Consider the following 21,607-nt stretch of genomic DNA (forward strand, 5'->3'; position numbering starts at 1 on the left):
ACGTGAGGTGAGGGTCAAGCGGGACTCCGCGCCTGGTCAGGCGGTGGCGGCGGAGGCGTATCGCTCTCCGAGACGGCGGGGGGAGCGGCACGGCCCGAGGGGGTGACACGGCGGTCGTCTCCGCTTCGGACTGCTGCTGCCGGTCGCCCTGCTGGGCTTCGTGATGCTGGCCCGCTGGATCCCCGTCCGCCGCGCCCGCGCCGCCGCCCCCGCGACGGTTCAGGGCACCGACGAGACCGTCCCCGCCGAACGGCACTTCCCCATGGTCGTCGTACTGGCCCACGGCCTGCTCGCCGTCGCCACCCTCGTCCTGGTGCTGCTCACCGCCCTGGGCGTCGGAGGCGCCTGACGCCGGCGGACGGGTGACCGGGGGCGCCGGCCGAAGTGACGCGCGCGCCGAGCCCGGCCCGGCCCGGTCCCGCTCCGCTCCTCTCCGCCGGACGGGCGGGCGGACGGACAGACGGACGGACGGACGGACAGAAGGATGGGCGGCGGGCGAGCGGCCACGCCCCGCCGTCCCCGCCCCGGCCGCCCCGCCCCCGGCGCCCTCAGAACGGCAGGCCGACGATCCCCCACCCCCGCGCCCGCGCCTCCCGCACCACCTCCGCCCACTCGCGCAGCAGGACGGCGAACTCGTCGTGGTTCGCGATCCAGCGGCCGGGGGCGTCGGCGTGGGCGGTGTGCGGCCCCTTCAGCCCGTCGAGGAGCGGCTCCGCCGTGTCCCAGGCGGCGGCCAGGGCGGGGACGGCGCCGGGCGGGCAGGCCACGAGGAGGTACGGGTACCGCCGGCCGGTCTCGTACGGGATGAACTCCCGGGTTCCCGGCGCGTCGGGCCCGGCGCCCGCAGGTGGCACGGCCGTACCGCCCGGGTCCCAGAACAGCCCGGACAGGAACGCGTCCAGCGCCGCCCGCAGCTCCGGCACGGCCTGCTCCCGGACGTCCTCCCACCGCTCGCCGGCCCAGAAGTGCGCCTTGAACGAGCCGCTCGTGGACCGGAACTCGTACAGCGCGGACCACTCCGCCACCTCGTCCGGAAATCGCACCCACCCGTCGGGCAGCCCTGTCTCGAACGCCCCTTCGCACCCGTCCGGATACGCGGCGTCCGTCAGCCGCTCCCACCGCTCACCGGGCGCGAACCCCGCGAGCCGCTCCCAGTCGACGACCAGCACGCTGATGTCGAGCCCCATGTTCTTCCTTTCCACCCCGGGAGGCTCCCCGTCCCCGCCCTTTCACCGTTTCCTGCGGAGGCTACGCACCCGCACCCCCGAAACCGCGCTCCGCGGCGGTTGTTCTCAAACACTGGACGGGCTGAATGATCGTCCCGTCCGGCGATCGGCAACGGACGGCCGGGAGTGGACGACTCGCCTCCGAGGCGGCAGAGTCGGCGGGCATGGAAGAGGGGAAACGGCCCGGGAACAGTTGGCGCTACCCGCGCTTCGTGCGGCTCACGGACTCGCCGACGGGCTGGCCCGTGCCTGCCACGCCGCGATACGCGTCGGCGCGGCGGATACGCGAACTGATGGACACCGCGCAGCGGGAGGGGTTCAGCAGGAGGGCGCGAGGGCTGGAGGAGGTGGACGCGGACGGGTTCTTCGTGACCCCCTACCACCCCGAGCCCTCACCCCAGCCCATCTGGATGTGCTACGTCTTCGCGGTCACCGCCAAGGAGTCGGCCGACTGGAGACGCACTCTGAGGGGGCCGTTCCGGCTCGACATCCGGATGCGCGAGTTCTATGCGTTGCCCAAGGCGAGGAGGAGGACCGTGGAGGCACTCCTCCCGTTCCTGGCCGCCGAGGCGCAGCGGGCGGCCTGGCTTGCCGAGCCGCCCCGCGCCTGACGCGAAGCCACGCTCACAGGGGCGCGGGACCGCCCGTCGACACCGCCGCGGGGCGGGACCGGGGGGCCTCCAGGATCGCGGTCGCCACCGCCTCCGGGCGGTCGTACATGAGGAGGTGGCCGGCCGGGGCGACGGTGGTGAAGTGGGCGTCGAGGAGGTCGGCGAGGGCGCGCTGGCGGGCGAGGCGGCGGCGTTCGCGGCGGGAGTCGGTGCCGGCGGAGGCGGCGAGGACGGTGACGGGGACGGGCGGCAGGGGATGGTCCGCGCGGAGGAGTGCGAGTTCGGCGGCGACGTCGAAGTAGCGGGCGTTCTCCATGAGCAGCGCGCGGGTGACGCGGCCCGTGCCGTATGTGCGGCGGACGAGTTCGGCGGGGACGGGGTCGGCGCGGCCGGCGGACGAGGCGCGGACGGCGAGCCGGCGCAGGGCCGGGCCGAGGGCGCGTGGCAGGCCGGCGGTGGCGAAGGCGTGGCCGCGCGCCCGGGCTGCGGCGGTGCGCAGGGCGAGGGCGGGGAGCGGCCGGGCGTTCTCCTCGACGCTGGTGTCGACGAGGACGAGGCCGGCCGTGCGCTCCGGGTACAGCCGGGCGAACGCCTCGGCGTGGAAGCCCGCCAGCGAGTGGCCGACGACCGTCGCCGGACCCGGGTGCCCGAGGGCGTCGAGTACGCCGGCGATCCGCGCGGCCTCGCCTTGGGCGGTCGGCGGCTCGGTCAGGGGGGCACTGTAGCCGAGCCCGGGCCGGTCGAAGCGGACGACCGTGCGGTGCGGGGTGAGCAGCGGGACGACGGGCTCCCAGTCGAACCAGCCCATGCCCAGCCCCGGGCTCAGCACGCACACCGGCCCGGATCCCTCGCTGAGGACGTGCAGGGCGGTGCCGCCGACCCGCAGCATCCGGCCCGGCGGCCGGCCTTCGCTCATCCTCGTCCACCCCTCGTCCGGCCTCGTCCACGCGCTCGGGTTGGCGGGGAGGAGCGGCGGCGCCGTCCGCCCCTCCCCGTCGGGGAAACGGCGGACGGGCGGCGGGGGTTCCGCAGGGCGGGAGTTCAGTCCGCGTCCGCCGCCGCCCAGTGCGGCCTGCGGAACGCCAGGAACGCGAGCGGCGCGAGGAACCCGATGGTCAGCAGCCCGCCGCCGACGATGAGCAGGTACCGCCAGAGCGGCTGCCCCCCGAACTGCTCCGGCGGCACGAACCCGATGCACATCGCCGCCAGCGACGCCGCGAACCCGACGCCCGCGACGAGCCGGACGGCCGGGACGCGGAAGCCGCGCGGCCGGTCCGGCTGGAGCCGCCGCAGCCGCACCACGGCGGCGAACATCAGCAGGTACACGACGAGATAGATCTGCGTGGTGATCACCGAGAAGATCCAGTACGCGCTGGAGACGTCCGGCAGGAACGCATACAGCAGCGCGATGACCGTCGTCAGCGCGCCCTGCGCGACGAGGATGTTGCGCGGCACGCCGTTCCGGTTGAGCTTCTGGAGGACGGGCGGCAGATAGCCCTCCTGCCGGGCGACCAGCAGCAGCCCGCTGGACGGCCCGGCCAGCCAGGTGAGCATGCCGCCGAGCGCGGCGGCGACCAGCAGCACGCCGGTTACCTTGGTCAGCCAGCCGACCCCGAAGTGGTCGAAGAAGCCCTGGAACGCCTGCATCACACCGGCCGTGAGGCTCAGGTCCTCGCCGGGCATCACCCAGCTCACGGCCAGCGCGGGCAGGATGAAGATCAGCAGGACCAGGCCGGTGGCCAGGGCCATCGCGCGCGGGAACTGCCTGCCGGGCCGGCGCAGGGACGCGACGTGCACGCCGTTCATCTCCATGCCCGCGTACGACAGGAAGTTGCCGACGATGAGGACGAGGCTCGCCACGCCGGTCCACGGCGGCAGCACGTGGCCGCCGTCCATGGGCGCGGCGGACGGGTTGCCCTGCCCGAGGAAGACCAGGCCGAGGACGACGAGCACGACGCCCGGCAGCAGCGTGCCGACCACCAGGCCGATGCTCGACAGCCCGGCCACGGCCTTGGTGCCACGCGTGGAGATCAGGACGCCGGACCAGTAGACGACGACGATCACGAGCGCCACGTACAGGCCGTTGTCAGCCAGCGAGGGATCGACGATGTACGCGAAGGTGCTGGCCACGTAGGCGAGCAGGCTCGGGTAGTAGGCGATCGTCATCGCGAACTGGCACCACACCGCGAGGAAGCCCAGCGGCTTCGACAGCCCCTCGCTCACCCAGCGGTAGACGCCGCCCGTCCAGCCGGACGCGAGCTCGGCGGAGACCAGCGCGGTCGGCAGCAGGAAGACGACGGCGGGGAGGAGGTAAAGGAAGACGGCGGCCAGGCCGTAGAGGGCCATGGAGGGCGCGGGCCGCAGGTTGGCCACCGAGGCGGTGGTCATCAGGGCGAGCGTGGTCCAGGAGATGAACTGCCGCCGGCCGGCGACCGGGTCGGCGGGGCCGGCGAGGTCGGCGGGTACGCGGCGCTCGCCGGAGGCTTCGGAGGCTTCGGAGGCGACGGGGGCGGGGCCGGCGGGGGGACGTTCGTCCCTGACCTGTTCCGAGAGGGGCATGAGAGGGAGGAGCGTCCTTCGGGGCAAAGCAAGCGATCGGTTCGCCCCATCATCGGACAGAGAGCCCGTTGTGCGCACATCCGGTCGACGGGACGGATGTGCGGGGTACTCGTCGGCCGCATACCCCGTGGGGGTAGGGTGCGGGCGTACGAGGGATCGTTCCGGCGCGGGGAGGGTGCGATGCGCGGGCAAGCGGGCGCCGCCTACGCCCCCGGCGCCTGGTGCGGCCGGCTGCTGCTGCTCGCCGCGCTGCTCCTCGGCATCGTGACCATGCACACCCTCGGGCACCCGGCGGGGCACGGACGGCCCGGGACGGACACGTCCCTGGGCGAGACGCGTATGTCCAAGGCCGGGGCACTTGCCTCCTCGGCCGGAACGGTTGCCTCGTCGACCGGGGCGGTTGCCTCGTCGACCGGGGTGGTTGCCTCGTCAGCCGGGGCACGCACGTCCTCGGCCGGAGCGCTTGCCTCCTCGGCCGACGGACTTGCCTCTTCGACCGGGCCACGCACATCCCCCGCCGAAGCACTTGCCTCCTCCACCGGCCCACGCACATCCCCCGCCGAAGCACCTGCCTCCACGACCGGGCCACGCACGTCCCCCGCCGGGCCGCATACGTCCCCGCCCACGGCGGCGGTGGTGCCGGGGCAGCCCGCGGACGGGCCGCGCGCCGGGGCGGCGGCCGGCCACCACCCCACCGCCTATCACGGCCACCACCCCACCGCCCATCACGACCGCCCGCCGGCCGCACAGGCGGCCCTCACCGTCTCCCACGACGACGGCCCCGCTCCCCCACCCCACCACCCGGCCCGTCCGGACCTGAACCCCTCCTCCGTCTCCCGCGACCACGCCCCCGCTCCCCCGCCCCACCACCCGGCCCGCCCGGACCTGAACCCCTCCTCCGTCTGCCTCGCCGTCCTCGGCGGTGCCGGCTGGGCGGTCGTCCTCCTGCTGGCCCTGGCCGTCCTCCGGCGGCCGGCCGGTGCCGCCGGGGCCGTGCCGCCCGCCTTGGCCGTGGACGCCTTGCGGCCCATCCCGCCGCCGCCCCGGCGGAAGGCCCTCGCCCGGTTGTCGGTGCTGCGCGTATAGGAGCGAGCGCGTCCCCCGCGCTCCTCATCCCGGGCGCGCACGCCTCCGCAGACACACCACCGACGACACGTACAGGGGTCCCTTCACCATGCGCACCACCACGCGCCGCGCCGTGCTCGGCGCCGGCCTCGCCTCCGCCGCCGGCGGACTGCTCACTTCCTGCTCGGGCTCGGGCGCCCGGTCCGCGAAGCCCGTCGCGTACGTCGCCCCGGACGGCAAGGAGGTGGCGGCCGCCGAGGCGCGGCGGCGGACCACCGGCGCCGTCCGCGAGGTCCGGCTCACCGCCGCCCGGACCACCCTCGACCTCGGCGGCCGCGAGGTCACGAGCTGGGCGTACGGCGACGAGCTGCCGGGCCGGGAGGTCCGGCTCACCGCGGGCGACACGCTCGCCCTCACCCTCGCCAACCACCTCCCCGAGGCGACGTCCCTGCACTGGCACGGCCTCGCCCTGCGCAACGACATGGACGGCGTCCCGGACGTCACCCAGCGGCCGATCCGCCCGGGCGGATCGTTCACCTACCGCTTCGCGGTCGACCGCCCGGGCACCTACTGGGTCCACCCGCACTCCGGCACGCAGCAGGACCGCGGCCTGTACGCGCCGCTGGTCGTCGAGGACCCCAAGGAGCCGCTGGCGTACGACAAGGAGTGGGTCGTCGTCCTGGACGACTGGGTGGACGGGGTCGACGGCAGCACCCCGGACGCCGTCCTCGCGGAGCTCGCCAAGGGCATGGGCGGCATGGAGCACGGCGGAGGCGGCGGGAGCCACGGCGGCATGGACCACGGCGGCGGCGGAATGGGCGGCATGCACCACATGGCCGCCGTGACCCCCGCGGCCGGCGACGGCCCGTCCCGCATGCTGATGGGCGCGACCAGTCCGCTCCTCGGCGGCGACGCGGGCGACGTCGCGTACCCGTACCACCTCCTCAACGGCCGGACGCCGGACGCCCCGCGGACCTTCACCGCCAAGCCGGGCGACCGGATCCGGATCCGGTTCGTGAACGCGGGCGGCGACACCGCGTTCCGCGTCGCGCTCGGCGGTCACCGCATGACCGTCACCCACACCGACGGTTTCCCGGTCGAGCCCGTGGAGACGGACGCGCTGCTGCTGGGCATGGGCGAGCGGTACGACGTGCTGGTGACGGCCGGCGACGGCGTCTTCCCGCTCACCGCGCTCGCGGAGGGCAAGAAGCGGACCGCCCTGGCGCTGCTGCGCACCGGCGGCGGGGCGGCGCCGGCCGCTGACGTCCGCCCGTCCGAGCTGGACCGTACGCCGCTCACGGCGGGCCGGCTGAAGGCCGCCGGGTCCGTGCGGCTGAAGGACCGCCGCCCGGACCGGACACTCACCTTCGAGCTGACGGGTTCGATGGAGCGTTACGACTGGGCGCTGAACGGGCGGCGGTACGAGCCCTCGGAGCGGTACCCGGTGGCGGCGGGCGAGCGGGTGCGGCTCGCGTTCGTCAACCGCAGCGCGATGTGGCACCCCATGCACCTGCACGGCCACACGTTCGCCCTGCCGGGCGGCGGGCCGCGCAAGGACACGGCGATCGTGCTGCCGGGGCAGCGGCTGGAGGTGGACTTCGACGCCGACAACCCGGGGCTGTGGATGCTGCACTGCCACAACGTGTACCACGCGGAGTCGGGGATGATGACGCTGCTCGGTTACCGCGAGTAGCCACTCGCGGGCGGCGGGGCCACCCACCGGGCCACCCCCGGGTGGCCCTCTTCCACCCCCCATCGCGTCAGGAAGACGATTAGACTGACGGCGTGGCTCGACTCCGTCTCGCACTGCACCAGATCGACTCCACCGTCGGCGATCTCACCGGGAACGCGGAGTCGGTGCTCCGCGGGGCCCGCCACGCCGCCGGGCAGGGCGCCCACCTCGCGGTCTTCCCCGAGATGATGCTGACCGGCTACCCCGTCGAGGACCTCGCCCTCCGCTCGTCCTTCGTGGAGGCGAGCCGGGAGGAGCTGCGCGGCCTCGCCGCCCGCCTCGCCGACGAGGGACTCGGCGAACTGCCCGTCGTCGTCGGCTACCTGGACCGCTGCGAGGAGGCCCGCCCCCGGCTGGGCCGCCCGGCGGGCGCGCCGCTGAACGCGGCGGCGGTGCTGCACGGCGGCCGGGCCGTGCTCACGTTCGCCAAGCACCACCTGCCCAACTACGGGGTGTTCGACGAGTTCCGGTACTTCGTGCCGGGCGACACCCTGCCGGTGGTCCGGGTGCGCGGCGTGGACGTGGCGCTGGCCATCTGCGAGGACCTCTGGCAGGAGGGCGGCCGGGTGCCCGCCGCCCGGGCCGCCGGGGCCGGGCTGCTGGTCTCCGTCAACGCCTCGCCGTACGAGCGGGAGAAGGACGACACCCGCCTGGAACTGGTGCGCAAGCGCGCCCAGGAGGCCGGCTGCACCGTCGCCTACCTCGCCATGACCGGCGGTCAGGACGAGCTCGTCTTCGACGGCGACTCCATCGTCGTCGACCGGGACGGCCGGGTGATCGCCCGGGGGCCGCAGTTCGAGGAGACCTGCCTGGTGCTGGACCTCGACCTGCCGGCGGCCCCGGCCGCCGCGCCCTCCGGCACGGTGGACGACGGCCTGCGCGTCGACCACGTCACGCTCTCCGCCGACCCGGCCCCGGCCGCGGACCCGGCGTTGCCGGGCACGGTCGCCGACCACCTGGACGACGACGCCGAGGTCTACCGGGCCCTGGTGACCGGCCTCCGCGCGTACGCCGTCAAGAACGGCTTCCGCAGCGTCCTCATCGGCCTCTCCGGAGGCATCGACTCCGCCCTCGTCGCGGCCCTCGCCTGCGACGCGGTCGGGGCCGCGAACGTGTACGGCGTCGCCATGCCGTCCCGCTACTCGTCCGCGCACTCGCTCGCCGACGCCGAGGAGCTGGCCCGGCGCACCGGCCTCGACTTCCGTACCGTGCCCATCGCCCCGATGTTCGACGCCTACCTGGGCGCCCTCGGGCTCACCGGCCTGGCCGAGGAGAACCTCCAGTCCCGGCTGCGCGGCACGATGCTGATGGGCATCTCCAACCAGGAGGGCCACATCGTCCTCGCGCCGGGCAACAAGTCCGAGCTGGCGTGCGGCTATTCGACGCTCTACGGCGACTCGGTCGGCGCCTACGGCCCGATCAAGGACCTCTACAAGACGGGCGTCTTCCGCCTCGCCCGCTGGCGCAACCGCCACGCCGAGGAACGCGGCGAGACCCCGCCCATCCCCGAGAACTCCCTCACCAAGCCCCCCAGCGCCGAACTCCGTCCCGGCCAGGTCGACACCGACTCCCTGCCCGACTACCCCGTCCTCGACCGCATCCTGGAGCTCTACGTGGACCGGGACCGGGGGTACGCGCAGATCGTCGCCGAGGGCTTCGACGAGGAGCTGGTGGCGCGGGTGCTGCGGCTGGTCGACACCGCCGAGTACAAGCGGCGGCAGTACCCGCCGGGCACGAAGATCTCCCCGAAGGGCTTCGGCAAGGACCGCCGGCTGCCGATCACGAACCGCTGGCGCGAGCGGACGAATTGACGCCCCGCACCTCGAGGCCGTCCAGCAGCCGCGCGGTCGCCTCCGCCACGGCGTCGACGGCCTCGTCGAAGACGGCCTTGTTGTGCGCGGCGGGCGCCCGGAAGCCGGAGACCTTGCGGACGTACTGGAGGGCGGCGGCACGGATGTCGTCCTCGCCCGGGGCGGGGGTGACCGGGGGCCTGAGGGTCTTGATGCTGCGGCACATGCGTCCAGTGTGCGCCCGCGGGCGGGCCGGCGTCGCGTCGGTGATCAGTGGCAGAACGACGCCTCGACCGCCTTCACGACCTTGTCGGCCTGGGTGTCGTCGAGGGTCACGTCCCCGCCGCTGAACCGGAGCCGCGCGTTCTTCAGCACGATCCCCGGTTCCTTGGCCTGCACCATGTCCAGGCAGGTGCTCCTGGCCCGGCTGACCGCCCGGTCCTCTTTCACGACCAGCCCGGGATGCACCTCCCGCAGCCCGGCGAGGAGCCGGGCCGTCTGCGCGGCGTCGGGCCTGGGTATGCCGACGGCCGCCGTGGCGGCGGCCGTCGCTTCACGGGCGGCGGCGGTGGCGGTGGCGGCTGCCGTGGCAGTGGCCGTGGGTACGGGCTTGGCCTCGGCATCGCCCTTGTCGTCGCCCTGGAACAGCGAGACGGCTCCCCCCAGCGCGACCACCACCGCGCCGACGCCAAGCCACATCTTCGCCTTCTGCTGCACGAGCCCTCCCCGGTCGTCAGGTGATCACAGTCTGCCTGCCGAAGCCCGGCCCGTCCGGCGTTTCCGGACAACCGTGCGAAGTGCGGTTCCGGGGGCCGGGGGCCCGGGGGCCTGCCCAGGGAAACGGTGGAGGGGAGTGGAGGGGAGTGGAGGGGAGGGGCCGGGGCCCGCTCCCCGGCGATCACCTCAGAGCTTCACCCGCGCCGCCACCGGCAGGTGATCGCTCCCCGTCTCCGACAGCGTCCACGCCGACTTCGGGTCCACCCCCCGCACCATGATCTGGTCGATCCGCGCCATCGGGAAACTCGCCGGCCAACTGAACCCGAAGCCGTCCCCCGCCGCCCCCTGCGCGGAGCGCAGTTGCGACGTGACGGGCGCGAGCGAGCGGTCGTTCATGGTGCCGTTGAGGTCGCCGAGGAGGACGGTCTTCTGCAGCGGCTCGGCGGCGATGGCGTGGCCCAGCGCGGCGGCGCTGTTGTCGCGCTGGCCGGCGGTGAAGCCGGCGTTGAACTTCACGCGGACCGACGGCAGGTGGGCGACGTACACCGCGAGCGGGCCCTTCGGCGTCTCGACGGTGGCGCGCAGGGCGCGGGTCCAGCCCATGCGGATGTCGACGGGACGGGCGTCGCGCAGCGGGTACTTGCTCCAGAGGCCGACCGTGCCCTGCACCGAGTGGTAGGGGTAGGAGCCCGCGAGGGCGCTCTCGTAGCGGGAGGCGTCGCTGAGTTCCTCCAGGGCGATCACGTCCGCGCCGGAGGCGACGAGGGACCGCGCGGTGCCGGCCGGGTCGGGGTTCTCGGCGTTCACGTTGTGGCTGACGACGGTGAAGTCGCCGCCGGAACCGGACTTGTCGGTGAGGAGTCCGCCGAAGAGGTTCACCCAGACGGCGGCCGGGAGCAGCACGGCGATCAGCGCGCTCGCCGAGCGCCGCAGCAGCGCCAGGGCCAGCAGGACGGGGACGAGCAGCCCCAGCCAGGGCAGGAAGGTTTCCGTGAGGCTGCCGAGGTTGCCGACGCGGTTGGGGACACTGGAGTGCAGCAGCATCAGCAGGCCCAGCACCAGCGCCAGTACCGCGATCACCAGTCCGCGCCGCCAGATTCCCGGGCCCCGCCAGTCGCCCAGCCAGTCGCCCACGCGGTGCCGGACCCCGGAGCCGGCCCGCTCCGGACCGACTCCCTCACGGCCCGTCTCCTGCATGTGCGCCTGCGGCATCCGCATGTCCTCACTCGGTCTCGCTGTGTCCCGTCACCCGACGATAGGTGATCGACGATCCGTCGTGATCACCGCGGGAGGGCTGTTCCGGGCCCCACCCGGAAGGGGGCCTTCGGGGAGGAGGACGGCCCGTCGGCCCGGGCGGGTTCCTCGGTACGGGCCGACAGGGGCGTCCTGTGACACAACGGGCACATTCGGGCCCCGGCCTCGCGCGGCGCCCGGCCGGGTCCTGGCTCGGCGCCTCGCGCGGCGTCCGGCCGGGACCCCGCGGCCCGGGTCCGTCAGGACAGCCCGGGTGCGTCAGGACGGCCCGGTCCCCGGCCGGACCCCGTCCAGGATCGTGTCCACGATCCCCTCCGCGAGCCCCGCCGGCAGCTCCGCCCACTCCTGTAGCACCGCCCGCACCAGCATCGGGCTGACGATGAGGTCGATGAGCAGGTCCACGTCCACGTCCGGGCGGATCTCCCCGGCCGCCGCCCCGCGCCGCAGCACCGCCCGGAACGACTCCCGCCGGGCGGCGACGACCGTGTCGTGGTACTCCCGCCACACCCGGGGCTGCGCCTGCACCTGGGCGACGACCGTGCGCATCACGGCGGAGGAGCGCTTGGCCAGGCCGCGCCGGCGCAGGAAGTCCAGCAGGGCGACCAGGTCGTCGCGGACGGAGACGCCGGCGAGCTCGGGGGCGGCCTCCTCCAGGGAGCGCAGGACGTCGAGCATCAGTGCCTCCTTGCCGGCCCACCGCCGGTAGACCGTCGCCTTGCCGACGCCGGCCTCCCGGGCGATCCGTTCCATGGACAGCTCGCCGACGGTGACGCCGTGCTCCAGCAGCCGCAGGACGCTCTCGATCACGGCGGTGTCGACGGCGGCGCTGCGCGGCCGGCCGCGCTGCTGGACGGGGACGGGGGAGCCGCTCCCACCGGCGGGGCTCCCCGGACCCGCCGAACCCGCCGGGCCGCCCGGACCCTCCGAACCGCCCGGACCCGTCGGCCCCACCGAGCCGCCGGGCCCCGCCGGATCTCCGGGCCCCGCCGCGCCGTCCGAGCCCGCCGAACCGCCCGGTTCCGTCGGCCCTACCGGCCCCGCCGGACCTCCCGGACCCGTCGGTCCCGCCGGACCCCCCGGACCCGCTCCGCTCACCTGCGTGCCTCCTCCGTTTGCGGTCGCTCGGCGGGCCGGCCGTGGCCCGGGGCGGGCGGCGTCGTGTTCTTCCCCGGCAGGAAGACGCCGGCGACCAGGGCGCCCAGCGCCGCGACGCCGGCCGCGCCCAGCGCGGTGACGTGCATGGCGTGCAGGAACGCGTCCTGGGCCGGGGCGACCAGGTCCCGTCCGGCCGGGCCGAGCCGGCCGGCCAGGCCCAGGGTGGCCTCGATGGACTCGCCGGCCGCGTGCCGGGCGGACCCGGACAGGCCGGGGACGCCGTCCAGGTGTCCGGCGATGCCGTCGCGGTAGGTGGTGGAGAGCACCGAGCCCAGCACGGCCACGCCGAGGGCTCCGCCGACCTGCCGGAAGGTGTTGTTCACGGCCGAGCCGGAACCGGCCTTCTCACGCGGCAGGGACTGCATGATCGAGACGGTGGCGGGCGGCATGACGTGCGCCATCGCGGTGCCCTGGAGGAAGAACAGCACCTCCAGCACCCAGATCGGGGTGTCGGCGTCGAGCAGTACGAAGCCCGACATCGAGCAGGCGACCAGCAGCATTCCGCCCGAGCAGACGGCCCGTGCGCCGAACCGGGCCACGACGAGCCGGGCGCGCGGCGCGAAGAACATCTGCGCGGCGGCCAGCGGGAGCAGCAACAGGCCGCTCTGCAGCGGGCTGTAGCCGCGCACGCTCTGGGTGTAGAAGACGGTGAAGAAGGTGACGCCCAGCAGTCCGAAGAAGACCAGCCCGATCGAGGCGACGGCCGCCGAGAACGTCGGCTTGCGGAAGTACCGCATGTCCAGGGCGGGATGGGCGCTGCGCCGCTCGTGCAGGACGAAGAGGACGAGGACGAGCAGTCCGCCGCCGACCGTGCCGAACACCTCGGGGTCCGTGAAGTCTGCCAACTGGCCGCCCTTGATGATGCCGTACACCAGCAGGACCAGACCGACGACGGACAGCAGCACGCCGAGCGGGTCGAGCCGGCCGGGCGAGGGGTCCTTGGAGTCGGGGACGAGGACGACCATCGCGATGACGGCGACGATCACGATCGGCACGTTCACCAGGAAGACCGAACCCCACCAGAAGTGGTCCATGAGCAGACCGCCGGTGATCGGCCCGATGGCGATGGCGAGTCCGACCGCGCCGGCCCATATGCCGACGGCCTTGGGCTGCTCGTCGCGCTCGAAGACGTTCATGATGATCGCGAGCGTCGCGGGCATCACGAAGGCGCCGCCGAAGCCCATCACCGCACGGAACGAGATGAGTTCGCCGGGCGAGCCGGAGGTGGCCGAGAGCACCGAGCCGATCCCGAACACGACCATGCCGAAGAGGAGGACCTTCTTGCGCCCCAGCCGGTCGCCCAGCAGGCCCGCCGTGAAGAGGATGCCGGCGAAGACCAGCGTGTAGGAGTTGATCGCCCACTCCAGTTGGCTCTGGGTCGCCCCGAGGCCGGTGGGTGCGGGCGAGGCGATGGTCTTCATCGCCACGTTGAGGATCGAGTTGTCGAGGACGACGACGAGCAGGCTGAACAGCAGCACGGCGAGGATCGCCCACCGACGCTTGTGCACGGCCTCGGATACCTGGCGCACCGGCGCTTCACCGGCAGGGGTTGTCATACCTCCACCGTAGACCGCTTTCCGATACGCCACCGTCTCGTATTGCGGAGGTTTTGCCCGGCGGGCAGGCGGTCCGGGCCCGGGCGAGGCCCGGAGCGGGCCCGGACCGAGGCCCGAGGAGCGAGGCGAAGCCGGAGCCGGCGCGGGCCCGGTGCGGGACCCGGCGCGGGGCCGGGTGCGGGAGCCGGAGCCGGGACCGGCGCGGGGCGGTGGGGGCCCAGTGCGGGGCCCGGTGCGGGGCCCGTGCGCGGAGGCGGGGACCCGGTTACCCCCGGCGCCTTCCTCGCCATCGCGTCCCGTGTCAGCATGGAGGGGATCCGGAGACGCCGCCAGGGCGCTTCGAGACGACGTTCAGGAGCCACTGCCATGACGCATGCCGTGACATCACCCGACAGCAGCCGTACGGGCGCCGCACCCGGCAAGGCGCTGTACGGGGGGACGGGATCCCGGCGCATCACCGTCCGTGACATCGCCGCCGCGAAGGGGCGCGGCGAGAAGTGGCCCATGCTGACCGCCTACGACGCGATGACCGCCTCCGTCTTCGACGAGGCGGGCATCCCCGTGCTGCTCGTGGGCGACTCGATGGGCAACTGCCACCTCGGCTACGAGTCCACGGTGCCGGTCACCATGGACGAGATCACCCTGCTCTCGGCCGCCGTGGTCCGGGGCACCAAGCGCGCGCTGATCGTCGGCGACCTGCCGTTCGGCGCGTACCAGGAGAGCGCGGTCCAGGCGCTGCGCAGCGCGACGCGCCTGGTGAAGGAGGCGGGCGTCGGCGCGGTCAAGCTGGAGGGCGGCGAGCGCTCGGCGGGCCAGATCGAGCTGCTGGTGCAGGCCGGCATCCCGGTGATGGCCCACGTCGGGCTCACCCCGCAGTCCGTCAACGCCTACGGCGGCTACCCGGTCCAGGGCCGGGGCGAGGAGGCGGCCCAGCAGTTGCTGCGCGACGCCAAGGCGGTACAGGACGCGGGCGCCTTCGCCGTGGTGCTGGAGCTGGTCCCGGCCGAGCTGGCGGCCGAGGTCACCCGCAGCCTGCACATCCCGACCGTCGGCATCGGGGCGGGCGCGGAGTGCGACGCCCAGGTGCTGGTCTGGACGGACATGGCGGGCATGACGTCCGGCCGCGTCCCCCGGTTCGTCAAGCAGTACGCGGACCTGCGGGCGGTGCTGGGCGGCGCGGCCCGCGAGTTCGCGGAGGACGTGGTCGGCGGGGCGTACCCGGCGGAGGAGCACTCCTTCCACTGACCGGCCCGTGGGTACTTTCCGGGCGGTCCGCCGCTTCTCTCCGCCCCGTCCGCCGGGGTGTGATCGGCGAACTGCCCGTCGGTGAGCGGTGAACGAGGGCGCAGGCGCGGGTCGCACGGCCCGTGTCGGCGCCCTGTCGGGCGGATGTCGGCCCGTTGTCAGTGGGGTCTGTCAGCCTCTTCCCATGACACGAAACGACATCCCCGAAGACCGCGGAAACGCCGTGGAAGTCCGAGGGCTGGTCAAGCACTACGGCGAGACCAGGGCCCTGGACGGGGTCGACCTGGACGTCCGCGAGGGCACCGTCCTCGGCGTCCTCGGCCCCAACGGCGCGGGCAAGACGACGCTGGTGCGCGTCCTGTCCACGCTGATCCGCCCCGACGCCGGGACGGCCCGCGTCGCCGGGTACGACGTCCTGGCCCAGCCCCGGCAACTGCGCCGGGTGATCGGCCTGACCGGCCAGTACGCCTCGGTGGACGAGAAGCTCTCCGGCTTCGACAACCTCTACATGATCGGCCGGCTGCTGGACCTGTCCCGCAAGGAGGCCCGGCGCCGCGCGGACGAGCTGCTGGAGCGCTTCTCCCTCACCGAGGCGGCGAAGCGGCCGTCCGGGCAGTACTCGGGCGGCATGCGCCGCCGGCTCGACCTGGCCGCCTCGATGATCGGCCGGCCCGCCGTGCTCTACCTCGACGAGCCCACCACCGGCCTCGACCCGCGCACCCGGAACGAGGTATGGGCCGAGGTCCAGTCCCTGGTGCGGGACGGCGCGACGGTGCTGCTCACGACGCAGTACATGGAGGAGGCCGAGCAACTGGCCAGTGAGCTCACGGTGATCGACCGCGGCAAGGTCATCGCCGGCGGCCGGGTGGACGAGCTCAAGGCCAAGGTCGGCGGCCGGACGCTGCAGATCCGCCCGGCGGACCGCTCCGAGCTGACCCGGATGACCGGCGCCTTGGCGCAGTCCGGTCTCGACGGCATCGGCGGCGCCACCATGGACGAGACCGAGGGCCTGGTCAACGTCCCGATCGTGAGCGACGAGCAACTCACCGCCGTCGTCGGCATGCTGAGCGCGCGCGGCTTCGCCCTCGCCGGCATCAACACCCATCTCCCCAGTCTGGACGAGGTCTTCCTGGCCATCACCGGCCAGAAGACGTCCCTCACCGACGACGCCCCGCGCGCCGAAGCCGGCGCCGAAGCCGAAGCCCTTCAGGAGGCCGCCGTATGACCACCGCGACGATCGGCGCGCCCGTGGCGGCGCCCGCCGGCGAGGGGCGGATCCCCCTCCGCTCCCACGTCCGGCACATCGGCGCCCTCGCGCGCCGCAACGCCCTTCAGATCAGGCAGGACCCGGAGTCGATGTTCGACGTCCTGGCGATGCCGATCATCTTCACGCTGATGTTCGTCTACGTCTTCGGCGGCGCGATGTTCGGCCCCGGACAGCAGGAGGCGTACGTCAACTACCTGGTGCCCGGCCTGATGGCGATGACCGGCCTCAACATCGCGATGGCGGTGGGCTCGGGCGTCAACGAGGACTTCCGCAAGGGCGTCATGGACCGGTTCCGGACCATGCCCATCGCCCGGTCCTCGGTGCTCATAGCCAAGATCGTCACCGAGATCGGCCGGCTGCTGGTGGCCGTGGCCGTCCAGCTCGCCATCGGCTTCGCCCTCGGCCTGGACGTCAAGACCTCCGTGCTGCACCTGCTGGCCGCGGTCGGCCTGAGCGTGGTGTTCGGCTCCGCCCTGATGTGGATCTTCATCCTGATCGGTCTGACGATGAAGACCGCGCAGGCGGTGCAGGGCATGGGCATGCTCGTGCTGATGCCGCTCCAGTTCGCCAGCTCGATCTTCGCCAAGCCCACCACCATGCCGGGCTGGCTGCGCACCTTCACCGAGTACAACCCGCTGGCCAACCTCGCCGACGCCTCCCGCAACCTGGTGATCGGCGGCCCGGTGGCCCACTCGGTCTGGCTGACGCTGGCCTGGTCCGTGGGCATCACGGCGGTGACGGCGCCGCTGGCGGTCCGCCGGTTCCGCAGCAAGACCTGACGGGTGGCGTGCTCACGTCGGCGCGGCCCCTCCCGGATTCCGGTCGCACGCCGGGGCCATCCCGGCCGGGCCGACACCGGCGGGCTCGTCCCGGCCCGGGTCACACCGGCCGGACCGCCACCGGCCGGGTTCCTATCCGCCGAGCCACCACGGGCCCGGTTCGCACCGGCCGAGCCTCCACGGGCCCGGCTCATATCAGCCGAGTCGCCACGGGCCCGGCTCACACGAGGGCGTCTCACACGAGGGCGACTCACATCAGAGCGACTCGCACCAGAGCGGCTCACACCAGAGCGGCGGCCTCCTCCAGGGTGAGGCGGCCGCCCTCGGCGTGCGCCCGTTCGTACGCCTCGTCCCCCAGGGTGGCCCGGGCGGCGGCCGTCGTCCACTCCCGCAACTCCCGTTCCACGGAAGCCTCGTGCAACCCGGCGGGGCGCAGGGCGGCGACCGCGCCCAGCAGCCGGGCCGCCGTCGCGGCGTGCTCGCGCCCGGGCAGCGCGGAGTGGGCGGAGGCGGCGTTGAGGAGCATGTGCACGGGCAGGTGCGCGGCGACGAGGGCGGTGAGCGGATCATCGGTCGCGGTCAGCGCGTCCCGCAGTTTCGGCAGCGCGTCGGCCGGCCTGCCCTGGAGGACGTCGAGCCAGCCGAGCACGCTCTGGAGCATGCTCGCGAACAGGGGGATGGAACGGTCCCGCAGTTCCCCGTGCAGCCCCTCGAAAATCTCCCGCGCCTCGTCATGGCCGCCGTTGCGGGCGATCCGGATGCCGAGCGAGATCCGGATGAAATAGGCCGCGTCGGGATTGAGCGGTTCGGCCTCCTCCAGCGCCTCCCGCAGCAGCCGCTCCGCTTCCGCCCCGTCGATCTCCCCGGATTCGCCGAGCACTTCGGCGAGCCGGCACCTGAGCATCGGGAGCTGCGCGCCGGATCCCAGTTCGCGGGCGTTGTCGAGCGCCTCGCGGTAATCCCGCGCGGCCTCGGCGAAGGCGCCCCGCCGCTCGTGGCTCTCGGCGCGCCCGGACAGCGCCTCGGCCACCCCCCAGGCGTCCCCGATCCGGCGGAACAGCTCAAGGCTCTCGTCGGCGTCCCGCAGTCCCACGTCGGCGCGGCCGGGTATCTCGTTGAGCAGCTTGGCCCGCTGCTGGAGGTGGAAGGCCAGCTCCCACTCGTAGCCGAACTCGCGGCACATCTCGATGCCGCCGTCCAGGTTCCGGTAGAGGCCCTCCACGTCGCCGGTGAACAGCCGGACGAAGTACCAGGCGAATCCGGGCACGCGGCAGTTCTGCGGCTGTCCCGGCCCGTAGGCGGCGGCGACGCGGCGCATCCAGGACCGTGTCTCCGAGTCCTCCATCACCCGGATGTCGTGCTCCCGGTTCGACAGCCAGACGAGCCGGACCCCACGCCGGGCCTCCATCAGCAGTTCGGGCGACATCGGCGGCGGCGCGTCGATGCACCGTTCGTACAGCGGCGGAGCCGGCCGCACGGGTTCGTCGAACGGGTCGGGGCCCAGTGCCATGACGGCCTGCGACCAGGTGCCCCCGTCGACGCGGTGATCGCGAAGCTGCCAGAACCAGCCCAGGGACAGCACCAGGCACAGCGCCTCCTGCTCGTCCCGGGCGGCGACCGCGCGCCGCAGCGCGGTGCGCAGGTTGTCGTGCTCGCGCTCCAGTTGGTCCAGCAGGACGCGCTGCCCGGGGCCGCGCAGCAGCGGCTCGGTGGTGCGGGCCAGCTCCCGGTAGTGGACGAGGTGCCGCCGCTCGACCTCGGCCCGCTCGCCGGCCTCGTCCAGCCGCTCGGCCGCGTACTCCCCCACCGTTTCCAGCAGCCGGTAGCGCATCTCCCCGTCGTCGGCGGGCGCGGCGACGACGAGCGACTTGTCGACGAGCGAGCCGACGAGCACGGCGACGTCCTCCTCGGGGACGACGGCCGCGGGCGGGGTGTCTGCGATCTGGGGGGTGCCTGGGGCGCCGTGGGCGCCGAGAGAGCCGGCAGCGCCGTGAGCGCCAGGAGCACCGTGGGCGCTGCGGGGGTCGTGGGCGCTGCGGGGGTCGTGGGCGCTGCGGGGGTCGGCAGTGCCGGTGGCACTGGCGGCACCGGAAGCGTTCGAGGCACCGGGAGCGCCGTGAGCACCGGCGGCACTGAGACCGTTCGAGGCACCAGGAGCGCCGGAAGTACGCAGGCCGTCGGCGCCGGGGGCACTGGGGACACTGGAGGCGGCCGGGTTCCCGGGGAAGGCGGAGGTCCCGGGGACAGCGGAGCCCTCGGTGGCGGCCGAGGTCCCGGCGGTGGCCGGGGCGCCGGTGAGGGCCGCCCTGCCCAGGCCGTTCCGGCCGCCCGGGCCGCCCGGATCATTCGGGCCGCCCGGACCGTCCGGACCGCCCGGGCGGTCCGAGCAGACCGCCTCCGCCGCCGCCAGGTCGCAGCCGCCCGCGAACACCGACAGCCGGCGCAGGACGGCGCGTTCGGGCTCGTCCAGCAGGTCCCAGGACCAGTCGACGACCGCGCGGAGCGTCTGCTGGCGCGGCAGGACCGTGCGGCTGCCGGAGGTGAGCAGCCGGAAGCGGTCGTCCAGGCGGTCGGCGAGGCCGCGCGGGGTGAGCATCCGCAGCCGGGCGGCGGCCAGTTCGATGGCGAGCGGCAGGCCGTCGAGCCGGTGGCAGATCTCCGCGCACGCCTCGGGGTCGTCCTCGATCCGGAAGCCGGGCCGCGCGGCGGCGCCCCGGTCGGCGAGCAGCCGCAGCGCCACCGGGTCCGGCAGCGGTTCCACCGGCCGTACGGACTCGCCGGGCACGGCGAGCGGTTCGCGGCTGGTGGCGAGGACGGTGACGCCGGGGCAGTGCGCGAGCAGCGTCTCGGCGAGCCGGGCCGCGGCGTCGATCACGTGCTCGCAGTTGTCGAGGACGAGCAGCATCCGGCGGGGTCCGCACAGCTCGGCCAGCCGGGCCAGCGGGTCGGACGCGGTGGCGTCGGTGGCGGCCCGCAGCCCCTCCGCGGTGCCGCGCACCACGGTCTCGCGCCCGCCGAGAGCCGTGAGCACGGCCTCCGGCACGGTCTCGGGGTCGTCCACGGGCGCGAGCTCGGCGAGCCACACCCCGTCCGGCCAGGCCCCCGTCTGCCGCGCGACGGCCTCGGCGGCCTCCTGTGACAGCCGTGTCTTCCCGGCCCCGCCGGGTCCGAGCAGCGTGACGAGCCGGTGGTGCTCCAGGTCCCGCCGGATCACGAGCACGTCGTCCTCCCGGCCGACGAAGGACGTGGGCCGGGCGCGGAGGTTGCCGCGCAGGGCGGGGCGGGCGGGCTGCCCGGCGGGGGTGAAAGGTTCCGCCCCGGCGGACGGACGGTCGTGGGCACCGTCGGCGTACGGGCGCGGCGAGGCGTACGGACCGGGTGCTTCCGGCCCGCCGTGCCCCGGCTGCCCGGCCGGGCCGGCCTGGTGTCCCGCCCCGGCGTAAACGGCGTCCCCGGCCGTCCCGGCCCACGGGCCGTCGCCGCCCGGCTCGCCCTCCCGGGCACGGCCGGGCCGGGGGCCCGCCCCGGAATCGGAACCCCCGGGGTGACCGACCCACGCCGCCGTGGTCCCGCCCCCGGCAGCGGTCCCGGCCTCGCCGGCCGTCCGCCCCGGCGCGGTGTGTCCCGCCGGCCCGCCCCACGGGCTCTGCCCGCTCGTCTCGCCGCCCGGCTCGCCCTCCCGCGCACGACCGGCCCGGCCGGTTGCCTCCCCCGCGTGCCGGGCGGCCGCCCCGGGCCCGGGTCCCCCGGGGTGACCGGCCCAGTCCGCCGTGGTCCCGGACGAGGCCGCAGGCCCGGCCTCGCCGGCCGTCCGGGGCCGCCCGGCCCCCGGAGCGTCCGGGACCTCCTGCGCCCGGCCCGGCACGGGAAGCGCGGACCGTCCGGACCCGGCGTCCCCTGACGTCCCGGAACCCCCCGCGCCCCCGCCCCCCAGCAGCTCCGCGTGCAGAGCGCGCAGTTCCGGACCTGGGTCCGTGCCGAGGCGGTCGGCGAGGGCCGCGCGGACGTCCTCGTAGGCGGCCAGCGCCTCCGCCGGGCGGCCCGCGGCGCGCAGGGCGCGCAGCCGCAGCGCCTGAAGCGGCTCGTCCAGGGGGTGGTCGGCGCAGAGTTCGGCCAGTTCGGGCAGGGCACCGGCCGGGTCGCCGAGGGCGACGGCCGCCGTGAGCCGGCCGCGCCGCGCGGCGAGGTGCCGGGCGTCCAGCCGGGCGGCGAACGCCTCGTGGCCGGGCAGGTCGCAGAGGGCCGGCCCGCGCCAGAGCGCGAGCGCGTCGTCCAGCAGCCCGGCCGCCTTCACGGGGTCGCCGTCGGCGAGCGACCGCTCGCCCTCGTCGGCGAGGCGCTGGAAACGATGCAGGTCGACGTCGTCGGCCCGGGCGTTCAACCGGTAGCCGCCGGCCACCGACTCCACCGCGTCGCCCCCGAGCGCTCTCCGCAGCCGCGCGACCAGCGCCTGGAGCGCCCCCGGCGCGTCCGCCGGCGGCTCGCCGGCCCAGACGAGGTCGATGAGCGTGCCGGACGCGTGCCCCCGTCCCGGGTGCAGGGCGAGCGCCGCGAGCAGGGCGCGCAGCCGCGCGCCGCCGACGGCGACGGGTCGCCCGTCGTCGGTATGGGCCTGGGTGGTGCCGAGGATGCCGTAACGCACCGGGCCATT

General features: G+C 74.7%; 17 protein-coding genes. 8 read left to right on the forward strand and 9 right to left on the reverse strand.

All coding sequences use genetic code 11. The features are described 5' to 3' along the window. Positions 1–160 precede the first annotated feature (160 nt). Complete coding sequence (locus ACZ6X9_RS12985) at positions 161–349, forward strand: hypothetical protein (RefSeq protein ID WP_469778045.1); 189 nt, start codon at positions 161–163, stop codon at positions 347–349. Between the two features lie 199 nt (positions 350–548). Here the strand turns inward: ACZ6X9_RS12985 and ACZ6X9_RS12990 are convergent, their stop codons facing one another. After that, the gene (locus ACZ6X9_RS12990; RefSeq protein WP_469778046.1) at positions 549–1,187 is read right to left on the reverse strand and encodes a hypothetical protein; all 639 of its coding nucleotides are present in this window, start codon (positions 1,185–1,187) and stop codon (positions 549–551) included. A gap of 203 nt (positions 1,188–1,390) precedes the next feature. Between ACZ6X9_RS12990 and ACZ6X9_RS12995 the strand changes: the two genes are divergently transcribed. After that, on the forward strand, positions 1,391–1,837 hold the full coding sequence (locus ACZ6X9_RS12995) for a hypothetical protein (protein ID WP_469778047.1): 447 nt from the start codon (positions 1,391–1,393) through the stop codon (positions 1,835–1,837). Positions 1,838–1,850: 13 nt separating this feature from the next. Here the strand turns inward: ACZ6X9_RS12995 and ACZ6X9_RS13000 are convergent, their stop codons facing one another. Together ACZ6X9_RS13000 and ACZ6X9_RS13005 are read right to left on the reverse strand one after the other, a co-directional pair. Beyond that, complete coding sequence (locus tag ACZ6X9_RS13000; RefSeq protein WP_469778048.1) at positions 1,851–2,753, reverse strand: alpha/beta fold hydrolase; 903 nt, start codon at positions 2,751–2,753, stop codon at positions 1,851–1,853. Between the two features lie 125 nt (positions 2,754–2,878). Further along, entirely contained in the window at positions 2,879–4,396 is a 1,518-nt protein-coding gene (locus tag ACZ6X9_RS13005) for an APC family permease (RefSeq protein ID WP_469778049.1), read from the reverse strand. A 180-nt stretch (positions 4,397–4,576) separates the two neighbouring features. On the opposite strand from ACZ6X9_RS13005, the gene ACZ6X9_RS13010 reads away from it, so the two are divergent. From ACZ6X9_RS13010 to ACZ6X9_RS13020, 3 genes are all read left to right on the forward strand, one after another. After that, entirely contained in the window at positions 4,577–5,482 is a 906-nt protein-coding gene (locus ACZ6X9_RS13010) for a hypothetical protein (RefSeq protein ID WP_469778050.1), read from the forward strand. Between the two features lie 88 nt (positions 5,483–5,570). Continuing rightward, positions 5,571–7,154 (forward strand): multicopper oxidase family protein, encoded by a 1,584-nt coding sequence (locus ACZ6X9_RS13015; protein ID WP_469778051.1) that lies wholly within the window; start codon positions 5,571–5,573, stop codon positions 7,152–7,154. Between the two features lie 92 nt (positions 7,155–7,246). Then, a complete protein-coding gene (locus ACZ6X9_RS13020) occupies positions 7,247–9,004 on the forward strand; it encodes an NAD+ synthase (protein ID WP_469778052.1) in 1,758 nt (585 codons plus the stop codon). On the opposite strand, the gene ACZ6X9_RS13025 is transcribed toward ACZ6X9_RS13020, so the two are convergent. The 5 genes from ACZ6X9_RS13025 to ACZ6X9_RS13045 form a co-directional block, all read right to left on the reverse strand. Then, positions 8,973–9,209: a DUF2277 domain-containing protein gene (locus ACZ6X9_RS13025; RefSeq protein WP_469778053.1), complete on the reverse strand. Its 237-nt coding sequence runs from the start codon at positions 9,207–9,209 to the stop codon at positions 8,973–8,975. The genes ACZ6X9_RS13020 and ACZ6X9_RS13025 overlap by 32 nt on opposite strands. 44 nt (positions 9,210–9,253) lie before the next feature. Beyond that, on the reverse strand, positions 9,254–9,700 hold the full coding sequence (locus tag ACZ6X9_RS13030; protein WP_469778054.1) for a hypothetical protein: 447 nt from the start codon (positions 9,698–9,700) through the stop codon (positions 9,254–9,256). A 186-nt stretch (positions 9,701–9,886) separates the two neighbouring features. Then, a complete protein-coding gene (locus tag ACZ6X9_RS13035) occupies positions 9,887–10,912 on the reverse strand; it encodes an endonuclease/exonuclease/phosphatase family protein (protein WP_469778055.1) in 1,026 nt (341 codons plus the stop codon). A 300-nt stretch (positions 10,913–11,212) separates the two neighbouring features. After that, positions 11,213–11,761 (reverse strand): TetR/AcrR family transcriptional regulator, encoded by a 549-nt coding sequence (locus ACZ6X9_RS13040; protein WP_469778056.1) that lies wholly within the window; start codon positions 11,759–11,761, stop codon positions 11,213–11,215. 284 nt (positions 11,762–12,045) lie between these two features. Next, on the reverse strand, positions 12,046–13,665 hold the full coding sequence (locus tag ACZ6X9_RS13045; protein WP_469778057.1) for an MFS transporter: 1,620 nt from the start codon (positions 13,663–13,665) through the stop codon (positions 12,046–12,048). Between the two features lie 366 nt (positions 13,666–14,031). Here ACZ6X9_RS13045 and panB point away from each other — a divergent pair, with 366 nt between their 5' ends. The 3 genes from panB (at position 14,032) to ACZ6X9_RS13060 (ending at position 16,956) form a co-directional block, all read left to right on the forward strand. After that, complete coding sequence (gene panB, locus ACZ6X9_RS13050; RefSeq protein WP_469778058.1) at positions 14,032–14,910, forward strand: 3-methyl-2-oxobutanoate hydroxymethyltransferase; 879 nt, start codon at positions 14,032–14,034, stop codon at positions 14,908–14,910. A 184-nt stretch (positions 14,911–15,094) separates the two neighbouring features. After that, a complete protein-coding gene (locus ACZ6X9_RS13055) occupies positions 15,095–16,135 on the forward strand; it encodes an ATP-binding cassette domain-containing protein (protein WP_469778059.1) in 1,041 nt (346 codons plus the stop codon). Then, on the forward strand, positions 16,132–16,956 hold the full coding sequence (locus ACZ6X9_RS13060) for an ABC transporter permease (RefSeq protein ID WP_469778060.1): 825 nt from the start codon (positions 16,132–16,134) through the stop codon (positions 16,954–16,956). Before ACZ6X9_RS13055 ends, ACZ6X9_RS13060 begins: the two co-directional genes overlap by 4 nt. 280 nt (positions 16,957–17,236) lie before the next feature. Here the strand turns inward: ACZ6X9_RS13060 and ACZ6X9_RS13065 are convergent, their stop codons facing one another. Beyond that, complete coding sequence (locus ACZ6X9_RS13065; RefSeq protein WP_469778061.1) at positions 17,237–21,598, reverse strand: AfsR/SARP family transcriptional regulator; 4,362 nt, start codon at positions 21,596–21,598, stop codon at positions 17,237–17,239. Positions 21,599–21,607 lie beyond the last annotated feature (9 nt).

This window comes from Streptomyces sp. NPDC052910 (genome assembly GCF_055585605.1).

Excerpts from the sequence above, each read along its gene's own strand:
- ACZ6X9_RS13015 (WP_469778051.1), top strand. The coding sequence starts at position 5,571 with ATGCGCACCACCACGCGCCGCGCCGTGCTCGGCGCCGGCCTCGCCTCC.
- ACZ6X9_RS13000 (WP_469778048.1), bottom strand. The coding sequence starts at position 2,753 with ATGAGCGAAGGCCGGCCGCCGGGCCGGATGCTGCGGGTCGGCGGCACC.
- ACZ6X9_RS12995 (WP_469778047.1), top strand. The coding sequence starts at position 1,391 with ATGGAAGAGGGGAAACGGCCCGGGAACAGTTGGCGCTACCCGCGCTTC.
- ACZ6X9_RS13010 (WP_469778050.1), top strand. The coding sequence starts at position 4,577 with ATGCGCGGGCAAGCGGGCGCCGCCTACGCCCCCGGCGCCTGGTGCGGC.
- ACZ6X9_RS13025 (WP_469778053.1), bottom strand. The coding sequence starts at position 9,209 with ATGTGCCGCAGCATCAAGACCCTCAGGCCCCCGGTCACCCCCGCCCCG.
- ACZ6X9_RS13005 (WP_469778049.1), bottom strand. The coding sequence starts at position 4,396 with ATGCCCCTCTCGGAACAGGTCAGGGACGAACGTCCCCCCGCCGGCCCC.
- ACZ6X9_RS13060 (WP_469778060.1), top strand. The coding sequence starts at position 16,132 with ATGACCACCGCGACGATCGGCGCGCCCGTGGCGGCGCCCGCCGGCGAG.
- ACZ6X9_RS13055 (WP_469778059.1), top strand. The coding sequence starts at position 15,095 with ATGACACGAAACGACATCCCCGAAGACCGCGGAAACGCCGTGGAAGTC.
- ACZ6X9_RS13035 (WP_469778055.1), bottom strand. The coding sequence starts at position 10,912 with ATGCCGCAGGCGCACATGCAGGAGACGGGCCGTGAGGGAGTCGGTCCG.
- ACZ6X9_RS13045 (WP_469778057.1), bottom strand. The coding sequence starts at position 13,665 with ATGACAACCCCTGCCGGTGAAGCGCCGGTGCGCCAGGTATCCGAGGCC.
- ACZ6X9_RS12990 (WP_469778046.1), bottom strand. The coding sequence starts at position 1,187 with ATGGGGCTCGACATCAGCGTGCTGGTCGTCGACTGGGAGCGGCTCGCG.
- panB (WP_469778058.1), top strand. The coding sequence starts at position 14,032 with ATGACGCATGCCGTGACATCACCCGACAGCAGCCGTACGGGCGCCGCA.